7 protein-coding genes are annotated in these 9,801 nt (G+C 61.4%); 3 read left to right on the plus strand and 4 right to left on the minus strand.

Annotated elements, in window-relative coordinates; genetic code table 11:
• The first annotated feature begins 414 nt into the window (after window positions 1-414).
• On the plus strand, window positions 415-1,689 hold the full coding sequence (locus P8Y39_11055) for a glycosyltransferase family 39 protein (GenBank protein MEJ2192862.1): 1,275 nt from the start codon (window positions 415-417) through the stop codon (window positions 1,687-1,689).
• Window positions 1,690-1,720: 31 nt separating this feature from the next.
• Here the strand turns inward: P8Y39_11055 and P8Y39_11060 are convergent, their stop codons facing one another.
• Both P8Y39_11060 and P8Y39_11065 read right to left on the minus strand, forming a co-directional pair.
• The gene (locus P8Y39_11060; GenBank protein MEJ2192863.1) at window positions 1,721-2,635 is read right to left on the minus strand and encodes a lysylphosphatidylglycerol synthase transmembrane domain-containing protein; all 915 of its coding nucleotides are present in this window, start codon (window positions 2,633-2,635) and stop codon (window positions 1,721-1,723) included.
• Window positions 2,619-3,563 (minus strand): glycosyltransferase family 2 protein, encoded by a 945-nt coding sequence (locus P8Y39_11065; GenBank protein ID MEJ2192864.1) that lies wholly within the window; start codon window positions 3,561-3,563, stop codon window positions 2,619-2,621. Before P8Y39_11065 ends, P8Y39_11060 begins: the two co-directional genes overlap by 17 nt.
• Window positions 3,564-3,907: 344 nt before the next feature.
• On the opposite strand from P8Y39_11065, the gene P8Y39_11070 reads away from it, so the two are divergent.
• Entirely contained in the window at window positions 3,908-4,381 is a 474-nt protein-coding gene (locus P8Y39_11070; protein ID MEJ2192865.1) for a MerR family transcriptional regulator, read from the plus strand.
• Window positions 4,382-4,442: 61 nt separating this feature from the next.
• On the opposite strand, the gene P8Y39_11075 is transcribed toward P8Y39_11070, so the two are convergent.
• Window positions 4,443-5,804 carry a phosphomannomutase/phosphoglucomutase gene (locus P8Y39_11075; protein MEJ2192866.1) on the minus strand — a complete coding sequence of 454 codons (1,362 nt, stop codon included), beginning with the start codon at window positions 5,802-5,804 and terminating at the stop codon, window positions 4,443-4,445.
• Window positions 5,805-6,040: 236 nt separating this feature from the next.
• Window positions 6,041-8,479 (minus strand): PBP1A family penicillin-binding protein, encoded by a 2,439-nt coding sequence (locus P8Y39_11080; GenBank protein ID MEJ2192867.1) that lies wholly within the window; start codon window positions 8,477-8,479, stop codon window positions 6,041-6,043.
• Between the two features lie 653 nt (window positions 8,480-9,132).
• Between P8Y39_11080 and P8Y39_11085 the strand changes: the two genes are divergently transcribed.
• On the plus strand, window positions 9,133-9,798 hold the full coding sequence (locus P8Y39_11085; GenBank protein ID MEJ2192868.1) for a diguanylate cyclase: 666 nt from the start codon (window positions 9,133-9,135) through the stop codon (window positions 9,796-9,798).
• Window positions 9,799-9,801 lie beyond the last annotated feature (3 nt).

Here is a 9,801-nt window from a genome sequence, read left to right on the forward strand (position 1 = left end):
ATTTTCTCTACGCGCATGTATCGCCAGTCGGAGTGACCAGGGAAATGACCACAGTGCGGTAGTATACCCTTTCACCCCGGAGCAACACAAGACCGGCCAGGCGCGGCCTGGACGACTGGATATTGAAACGGCTTGCTCAGGGGACGGCCGGGTTTGATGGTGAGAAGAGGACTGGTCCTCCCTGGTGCGGCCCGGAGCGACAGGATATTGAAACGGCTTGCTCAGGAGCTGGTTAAAAATGGGGACTGGTCCCCCTGGCCGCGCTGGGCTCGCATAGGGCATTGAAATGCTGTGCCCAAGGGACGGCTTGGTTTGATAGTTTAAAAGGGCACTGGTGCCCCTGTTTTTTCCTCTTATGGGGTTATAATACCGGGATTCCAGCGGAATACCGGGTCCGAAGTGCAAGAGGAAATCATGAATGCGCCCCAAGGGATACGGAAAATCCCCTTTTCCGGAAACGGAGACCCCCTGGCCGTTGCGGCAATAGCTCTTTATTGCCTTTCGTACTTCCTTTTGCGCATGCTTGCCCCGTCCTCGATGCAGTTGGACGAAGCCGAACAGTTCATGCGTGCCTTTGTGCCGAGTCTCATGGCACAGGGGCAGCCGCCCCTGTTCACGTGGCTGTGCCTGTCTTTCGTAAGGGTACGGCGCTCGGGCAGCGCCCTTTCCTATGTCATGTTCGGCGCATTGAGCGGCCTGGGCATGCTGGCCAAGTACAATTTTTCGTTTCTCCTCTTGGCTGTCGTCGTTTCGGGCCTCAGCATCGGGCCGTGGAGAAAGGCGCTTCTGAGCAGGAAGATATTCCTTTCCATCGCGGCCTTCTCTCTTGTCTCGGCACTTGACCTGCACTGGCTCGAGGCACACGGGTTTCAGCCGCTCCAGCACGCCATGAGCAAATCCGGAGCGGGGGCATCGGAGGCCGTATCGGTCTTTTCGTTTGTGCAACTCATACCGCGCGCATTCGTTGATTCGTTCGTCTTCGTCCTCTTGTTCTGGCTTTTTTACCGGGGGAGGCTTTCCTTGAAGGCCGCACAGCCGCAAAAGGACCTGACGTCGTTCTTCCGCAGGCTTGCAATATCCGGGCACGCGGCGGTCCTGGGCGTGATAGTCGTCCTCAGGCCCGAAATCGTCAAGGGCAGGTGGCTTGCCCCGGTCCTTTTCACCCTGCCCTTGGCCATGTTTACCCTCGTGGATGCCGGCCGCACTGTCCGGAGGAATACATGGCTTGCCCGGTTTGCCCTGAGCATAGCCATAATAGTCTTGCTCGTCAGAGGGGTGGTGAGCTTTGCTCCCGACATCGGGCATGCAAAACGCATACACATCCCTTATGAAAGCCTTTCGGCCGCCTTGGAGGAGAAACTTTCCCGGAGGGGAATCGGAGAAACGGACGCGCTGGTGGTAATATCGGACAATCTGTACGTGCCGGCCGGTGTCATGCGGTATGTCCGGCTGGGGAAATTTATTCACTTCGATTATTACCGCAGATTCATGGACGAGCAGCAGCGAAAAGATGCGCTGGCCCGGGGCGGCCTCCTGCTCTGGGACGCCACGGTCAGGGGAAATGCCGTCCCGGCATTCATGAGAAGGGAATTCCCCGGCGCGGAACCGCTGGGGATAATAAACGTCCCGTACCTGTACAGCTCCAGAGAACGATTCGCCCTCGGGGCGGCCTTGATAGGGCGGCATTAGGGCGTTGGGCCTGAGACGCTCTCCGCCATTGTCACGTCGGCACCGGGTTGTCCCTGCCCCGGAAGTACTCGAACAGCCCGGCCAGGGAGCCGGTTATGACCGAAAGCATCCAGGCCAGGGAAATGGCCGTTGCCGCGGCCGGGCTTACTCCAACCGCCCCCAGGAGAAGGACCATCGAGGCTTCCCGTATGCCCAGGCCGGAAACGGATACCGGCAGGGCCGACAGGGTTATGACGATGGGCAGGAAGATAAAGAGAGACCAGAGGGGAAGGTGTCGGCCAAGGCCCCCGGCGAGTATGTAAACCGCAAAAATGCCCAAAGCCTGCACGGCGACGGAAAGGAGAAAGGTTTTTGCCATCAGGCCGGAATCCTTGAGATAAACGGGGAAAATACCGTATGCATCCCTCAGAACGCCTATCCGCCTGCCCAGCCTGAGGCGGAAAAACAGGAAACTGGCCAGGACGAAAAGAACTACGAGAGCCGGAAGGGTCCACTGTATCCACGACCCCCTCAGGTAGCGAAACCCCAGGGGATAGGCCAGCGTGCCGAGCGCCATCAGGGCGGCAAACCCGATATAGCGGTCCATAAAGGTGGAGGAAAGGGCCTCCGCGCCCTTTGCGGTCTCGCGGTACAGGTAATATGCCTTTACGGCATCGCCGCTTACCAGGCCCGGAAGAAACGTCCCGAAGAAAGAGCCCAGCATGTACAGGCGAAAAAGCCGCACAAGACCCATGCGTGTCGGGAGAAGAAACATCCACCTGACCGACGAAAGGAATTGGGCCGCGAGATACAGGGCCACGGCGGAAACAAAGGACCACGGAGTGATGCTTTTCATCAGTCCCAGGACGTCATGCGGGCCGGCTTTCATGAAGACGACATACAACGCCCCCGAGCTGAACAGCAGTTTGAGCAGGAAGAGCAGGGTCTTTTTACGAGCGGGCGCCAATTTTTTTCTTCAGAACATAGACGGGTTTTCTCTGGCTCTCGTGATATATCCGCACCAGCATCTCGCCCAGCAGGCCCATGCCCACGAGCTGTATGCCTATGATTATCAGGAGCACGCCGAGGAGCAGCAGGGGCCGGTTGCCGATGGAGGCGCCGAAAAGTATCTTCTGGCCGGTCAGGTACAGCGATATCAGGAACCCGAGAAAGCCCAGGCCCAAACCTATCGGGCCGAAAAACTGTATCGGCTTGGTCGAGAAGCTCTGAAGAAACCGTACGGTCAAGAGGTCGAGAATGACCTTGGTAACCCTGGACAGGCCGTACTTGGACTTTCCCCTGAGCCGCGGATGGTGGTCGACTTCGACCTCGGTAACCCGTACGCCGTACCAGTTGGCGATTGCCGGGATGAAACGGTGCATATCGCCGTAGAGCCTGAGGGCCTTGACGACGTCCTTCCGGTACGCTTTCAGGGAACAGCCGTAATCGTGCAGCTTTACCCCGGTTATCCGGCTGATAAGCCAGTTTGCCGCCATGGATGGAAGTTTTCTCGTCAGGAAGACGTCCTGCCGGTTCTTGCGCCATCCGCTGACCAGCTCGTACTCTTCCATATGTTCCAGCAGCTTCGGAATATCCGCCGGGTCGTTCTGCATGTCTCCGTCCATCGTGACGATGACGTCTCCCCGGGCCTCGTCGAAACCCGCCGTGAATGCCGCCGTTTGGCCGAAATTCCTTCTCATGAAAAGGACTATGACATTATCGTCTCCGGCCTGCAGCTCTTCGAGCAAAGAGGAGGTCCCATCCGTACTGCCGTCGTCCACGAATATGATTTCATAGCTCTTCCCCAGGCGTCCGAGGACCTCGGAAAGCCGCTCGTACAGGGGCTCGACGTTTTCCTCTTCGTTGAAAAGAGGAATGATGACGGATATGTCCACTCTCCCGCTCCTTGCGTATTATCGCTATATTTAAACATTTTGAAGCAGAGAATTTCCGGGCACGCCCCGGAGCGCTGGGCGCGGCCCAGAACGTTCTGACACCGAAAGGGCTTGCTCAAGGAACGGTTTTGGAACCAACCACGTCTCGGCTGGTGTTTGAGAAGGGGACTGGTGCCCCCCGGGCTCGGCCCGGAGCGTTCTGACATCGGGACATGGTGCTCAAGGAACGGCTCCGGAACCGACTACGTCTCGACTGTCTTTAAAAAGGGGACTGGTCCCCATAAGACTTGCTTTTTGTGGTTAAAAAATTGTTTAATAATTAGAGTTACTACTTCGATTGAATCATGGCGAAACTCAAGAAGGAACTACAAGAGAAGGAAAAGGCCAACGTCCCTCTCTATCCCATCGGGATAGTGGCCGAGCTTATCGGGACCACCGACCAGACGCTTCGCCTCTATGAGAAACATGGGCTCATCAAGCCCGCCCGCAGGAACAAGAACCGCTACTACTCGGAGAACGACATCAAGTGGCTCCGCTGCATCCGGGAGCTCATCCACACCAAGAAGATCAGCATCCAGGGCATCAAGAAGCTCATGGACTACGCCCCGTGCTGGGAGCTGACCGAGTGCTCCGAGGACAAGCGCACGAAGTGCTCCGCCTTCATCGACAGGAGCAAGCCCTGCTGGGAGCTGAACCAGCAGATATGCCAGCGGGAAAGCGGAAAGCTCTGCGAGGACTGCGTCGTGTACATCTCCAAAAAGCTCATGAAGCAGGAGAAGGCCTCGAACGTCCAGGAGGAGAAGGACTCGAAGAAGTAACCCCCGGGGGCCGACCCCGGGGAGCATTGTGCTTTCCTTCTCCGCTTCCCGGGGCGTGTGCTCACACCGACGCCACCCGGCGAAGCTCCCGCTCCACCTTCCGGCGTATCTTTTTCAGCGATTCCTCGTCCCGGGCCTCGAACCTGAGCACGAGGGCGGGCTGCGTGTTGGAGGCCCGTATCAGCCCCCACCCCTCGGGAAACTGGATGCGGATGCCGTCGATGTCTATGATGGGGTAGTCCGCGAAGGCGTCCTTGACGAGGGAGGGGACCTCGAACTTCTTCTCGTCCGGGAAGTCCACCCGTATCTCCGGGGTGAAGACGGTCCTGGGCAGGTCCTCGAGGAGCCGCCGCACGGAGTAGGGCTTCCCGTTTTTCTTCATGACCTCCAGAAGCCGCAGGCTTGCGTACACGGCGTCGTCGTAGCCGTAGTAGCGGTCGGCAAAGAAGATGTGCCCGCTCATCTCCCCCGCCAGGGCGGCGCCGGAGTCCTTCATTTTCTTCTTGATGAGCGAGTGCCCGGTTTTCCACATCACCGCCTGGCCCCCGTGGGCGGTGATGTCCTCATAGAGGCTTTGGGAGCACTTGACCTCCCCGATGATGGTGGCCCCGGGCCGCTCCCTCAAGACGTCCCGGGAGAAGATGACCATGAGCCTGTCTCCCCAGACCACCTCGCCCCGCTCGTCCACCACCCCGATACGGTCCGCGTCCCCGTCGTATCCCACCCCCACGTGCGCGCCCGTTTTCTTCACGGTCCTGGCCAGGTCCCTGACGTTCTCCAGGACCACGGGGTCGGGATGGTGGTTGGGGAAGCGCCCGTCGGGCTCGGTGTAAAGCTCCACCACGTCCGCCCCCAGCGAGCGCATGAGCTCGGGGGCCACAATGCCGCCGACGCCGTTTCCGGCGTCCAGCACCGCCTTCAGGCCGTCCAGGCGGGAAAACCTTCCCTTCATGAACTCGATGTAGTCGGCCACGATGTTATGGGCCCGTATCTCGCCCCGGCCGGTGCACCTCGTGCCCTTCTCGACCAGGGCCCTCAGTGCCTGAATACTCTCCCCGAAGAGCGTCTCGGTCCCCACGCTTACCTTCAGGCCGTTGAACTCCGGCGGGTTATGGCTCCCCGTAATCATGATGCCCCCGTCCACGGGGAGCTGAAAGAGCGAGAAATACTGTAGCGGCGTGGGGCACAGGCCGATGTCCACGACGTTGACCCCGCTCTGGGTAAGCTCCGTACAGAGGATTTCCAGGATGCGGGGACTGCTCAGGCGGGCGTCCCTGCCCACGCTTACCGTGAGGGTGTCCCCCGTGAGTCTCTCCTTCAGATAACAGGCGAAGGCCCGTCCAAGGGCGGCCACCGCTTCGGGCGTCAGGTCTTTCTCCCACACGCCCCGGATGTCGTACTCGCGGAATATCCTCGACTCTATCACGCACGAACCTCCTGATTGACCCGTTAGTTTCATATACGGCTGTGAAGCCTGAAAAACGATTATTTCAAGGCCGGTCGCCGGCACCGTCGTGCCGGCCCTTCAATGCATGGAGCAGCAGCTCCTCCCGGCGCCCCTCATTATACCAAGCCAAGGGCCTAAGCGACCGGACATCGAAAGGGCTTGCTCATGGGACGGCTTGGTGCGGTGGGTGAGAGAAGGGCACTGGTGCCCCGCTAGAAGAAGGAGGGCTCTTGCCACTGCCAGATGGAGGGGGCGTGCTTGGTGGGCTCGGTGCCTTTTTTGAAGTACTCACGCAGGGGTTTCTCGGTCCAGCGGTTGGCCAGAAGCCCGGTCTCCGGGTCTATGAGCCGGGTGACGATGCCCGGCGGAATGGGGAAGTCCTCCGTGCGGCTCCGGGGGGTGCTGGCGTGCATGAAGTCCACCCAGATGGGGGCGGCGGCCCTGGAGCCCGTCTCGTCCTTGCCCAGGGAGTGGGGCTCGTCGAACCCCACCCAGACGCCCGCGACCATCTGGGTGGTGTATCCCAGAAACCATGCGTCCCTGTACTCGTTGGTGGTTCCGGTCTTTCCGGCCACCGGGACGCCCAGGCTGCGGGCTCTCCAGCCGGTGCCGTAGTTGACCACGTCCTCAAGCATGGAGGTCATGAGGAAGGCGGTCTGGCGGTCCATCACCCTGCGGCCCTGGGGCTCGTTGCTCTCCAGGACGCGGCCCTTCTTGTCGGTGATGTACTTGATGGCGATGGGCTGCATCTTAACCCCGCTGTTGGCGAAGGAGCCGTAGGCGCTGGTCAACTCCAGCGGGGTGATGCTCATGGAGCCCAGGGCGATGGTGAGGTCCCGCTGCATGTGGCTTTTGATGCCCACCTGCCGGGCGAAGTTGATGAGGCGGGTGATGCCGATGGCATCGGCGAGCTTGACGGTAACGACGTTTCTGGAGTAGGCCAGGGCGTCCCTCAGCCGGGTGGGGCCGTGGTACTTTTCGTCGTAGTTTCTGGGGACCCAGACCTCCAGCTCCTGGCCTTCCTTTGAGGCGGCGTCCTTCATGGTCTCCTGGGTCTGCTCCTTCAGCTCCTCGTCGGCCTCCTCGTCGTCGAAGCTTATCTCCTCGTCCACGATGACGCTTGCCGGGGTGAAGCCGGACTGAAGGGCCAGGGCATAGACGACGGGCTTGAAAGCCGAGCCCACCTGGCGCTCGGCGTAGACGGCGCGGTTGAACTCGCTCTTGGTGAAGTCGTATCCTCCCACCATGGCCCTGATATAGCCGGAGTAAGGCTCCAGGGCCACCACCGCCCCCTGGACCTGGGGCTCCTGCTCCAGGGAGAAATGCACTCGCTCGCCTTTCATGGACTTCACTCCCACCAGGATGACGTCCCCCGGCTGAAGGATGCTCTTCAGGGTGAAGTTCCTGAGCACCGTGGCCTTCCCGCTCCCCGGCTTCCGGACGGTCCTCGCCCAGCGGGCGTCCTTCAAAGCGAGGGTGCCCGTGATGAAGCGGGTGCGGACCACCGCCTCGTCGCCGGTGACGGAGAGGACCACCCCCTGCAGGATGTCGCCGCGCTCGGGCGGGACCAGCTTGAAAGCGCTCGTCTTCTCCTCCGCGGGCTCCTCCTCAAGGTTCCGATGGTCCAGGGGCCCCCGGAAGCCCTGCCGCTTGTCCAGTTCCCGGAGGCCTTTTCGGAGGGCCTTCTGTGCCGCCGCCTGGGCCTTGACGTCCAGGGTGGTGTGCACGCGGAGGCCTCCCTTGTAAAGGGCCTCGGCCCCGTATTTCTCCTGCAGATACTGCTTTATGTATTCGAGGAAGTACTTGTGCATCATTTCCGAGGGACGGGGCCTGACCAGGGATATGGGGGTCTTCTGTGCCTTCATGCGCTCTTTCCGGGTAAGGAAGCCCACCTCCTCCATGCGCTTCAGGACGGTCACCTGCCGCCTCTTTGCCTTCTGGAAATCGGCGAAGGGCGAGTACGCCGCGGGGGCCTTCAGCAGCCCGGCCAGCATGGCCGCCTCCCGGAGGGTGATGTCCCCGACGGATTTTCCAAAGTAGGTCCGGGCGGCCGTCTCCACTCCGTAGGCCCCGTGGCCGAAGTAGACGCGGTTCAAGTAAAGCTCCAGGATTTCCTTCTTGGAGAGGTTCTTCTCTATGCGCCGGGCCAGGATGAACTCCCTGAGCTTGCGCCTGAACGTCTTCTGGGGCGTCAGGAAAGTTATCTTCGCCAGCTGCTGCGTGATGGTGCTGCCGCCCTCCTTCAGCTCGCGCTTGAGGAGGTCGGTGAGGGCCGCCCGCATGATGGCCCGGTAGTCCACCCCGCTGTGGGTCCAGAAGTGGGAGTCCTCCACGGCGGTGACGGCGTTGATGATATCGGGGGGAATCTGCTCGAAGGGAACGTGCTTGCCTTTGCGAAGGCTCACCTCCCCCAGGAGGGTGCCGTCGTCGGCGTAGATGATGGTGCTGGGGCTTGCCGTCTGCTTCAGCTCCACAACGGAGGGCACGGTACGGGCAAACGCCAGGAACCCCCCCACGGAAACGCCTACCACGGCCGGGAAGACCAGGCACGCAAGGACGACCTTCAACACCCAGGAAACGCTTTTCCCCGCCACGAAGGGCCTCCAGCCTTTCCCCTGCCCCTCCTTGTTCCTCGCGCCTCCGGCCATCATGAAATTATAAATCCCCCGCCAAAGCCCTGTAAAGCGGAGGCGCGGCCTCCCGGGAGAGGCTCTCCAGGCAACTCTCAGTGGCAGCGGCGCACATTTAACCGACTGTAAGCTGAATCACCCGGAAAATTCTTTCGGCATGGTAAAAAGTGCGGCCTGAGGGATGTCGAACGTCAGTGGATTACGAAAGACAGAGAGGGTGACCACGAGGCCGGCATATTGAGAAAGCGAATCCTTTACCATGTCGCGTCCGCCGGGGTGGTTCTGGCCCTGGGCGTCTCCTTTGTCCTTTGGGCCGCCTGGCCCGCGCCCGGCGGGGTCATCCTGTCGCTCTGGGGCCCGCCCGCCGCGGTCGGCCTCTGCGCGATTCTGGCGGCTCGTTTCCTGCTGGCCCGCACGCACATGCGGGCGGAGAGCCAGCTGAGGAGCCACCGCGACGCCCTGGAGCTCTCCGTCTCCGAGCGCACCCGGGAGCTGGAGGAGGTCAACCGGGAGCTCAAGCGGGAGGTGGCCCAGCGGCGGGAGGCGGAGGCCGCCCTCTGCCACTCCCTGAGTTTTCTCAGCACCAGCCTGGAAAGCATCAACGACCCCTTCTGCATCCTGGACAGGGACTTCACCCTGGTCAGGGTCACCACGGCCTCGAGCGAAAGGCCCTGGTGGTCGAGGGGCCCGAGAAATGGCTCGAAGTCTTCACCTACCCTATCAAGGACCAGGGCGGCCAGGTCTCCCACGTTATCGAGCACCTCAGGGACATCACGGAGAGAAAGCTCGTCGAGCACGAGAAGGCGGCCCTCATCGAGGAGCTCGAGCACCTCTCCCGCACGGACGCCCTCACGGGGCTTCTGAACAGGCGGGCCCTCATCGAGCGCCTCTCGCAGGAGCTCTCCCGCGCCAGCCGTTTCGGGAGCATGCTCTCGGTCGTTCTCTGCGATGTGGACTCCTTCAAGGCCATAAACGACGCCTACGGGCATGACGCCGGGGACCGGGTGCTCTGCACCGTGGCGGACACCCTGAGCGGCCTCCTCCGTCAGGCGGACGTGGCAGGCCGTTACGGGGGCGACGAGTTCATGGTCATCCTGCCGGAGACCGACCTCAGGGGGGCCCTGAACTTTGCCGAGAAGGTGAGAAAGGCCATGGAGCGCGCCCATACGCGCCTGGACGACGGTGTGGCGGTGGAGGCGTCCCTGAGCATCGGGGTGTCGGCCTGCGGGCCCGGCGCACGGAGCGTGGCCGGCCTCATCAAGCCCGCCGACGACGCCCTCTACGCCTCCAAGTACGCCGGCAAGAACACGGTCACCGCCTCGGACGGCTCCCCCTCCTGAGCA

Source organism: Nitrospirota bacterium, assembly GCA_037386965.1.
GTDB lineage: Bacteria > Nitrospirota > Thermodesulfovibrionia > Thermodesulfovibrionales > JdFR-86 > JARRLN01.

Bases quoted from the DNA above. Each gene is read 5' to 3' on its own strand.
- P8Y39_11080 (MEJ2192867.1), bottom strand. From the start codon at position 8,479: ATGATGGCCGGAGGCGCGAGGAACAAGGAGGGGCAGGGGAAAGGCTGG.
- P8Y39_11070 (MEJ2192865.1), top strand. From the start codon at position 3,908: ATGGCGAAACTCAAGAAGGAACTACAAGAGAAGGAAAAGGCCAACGTC.
- P8Y39_11055 (MEJ2192862.1), top strand. From the start codon at position 415: ATGAATGCGCCCCAAGGGATACGGAAAATCCCCTTTTCCGGAAACGGA.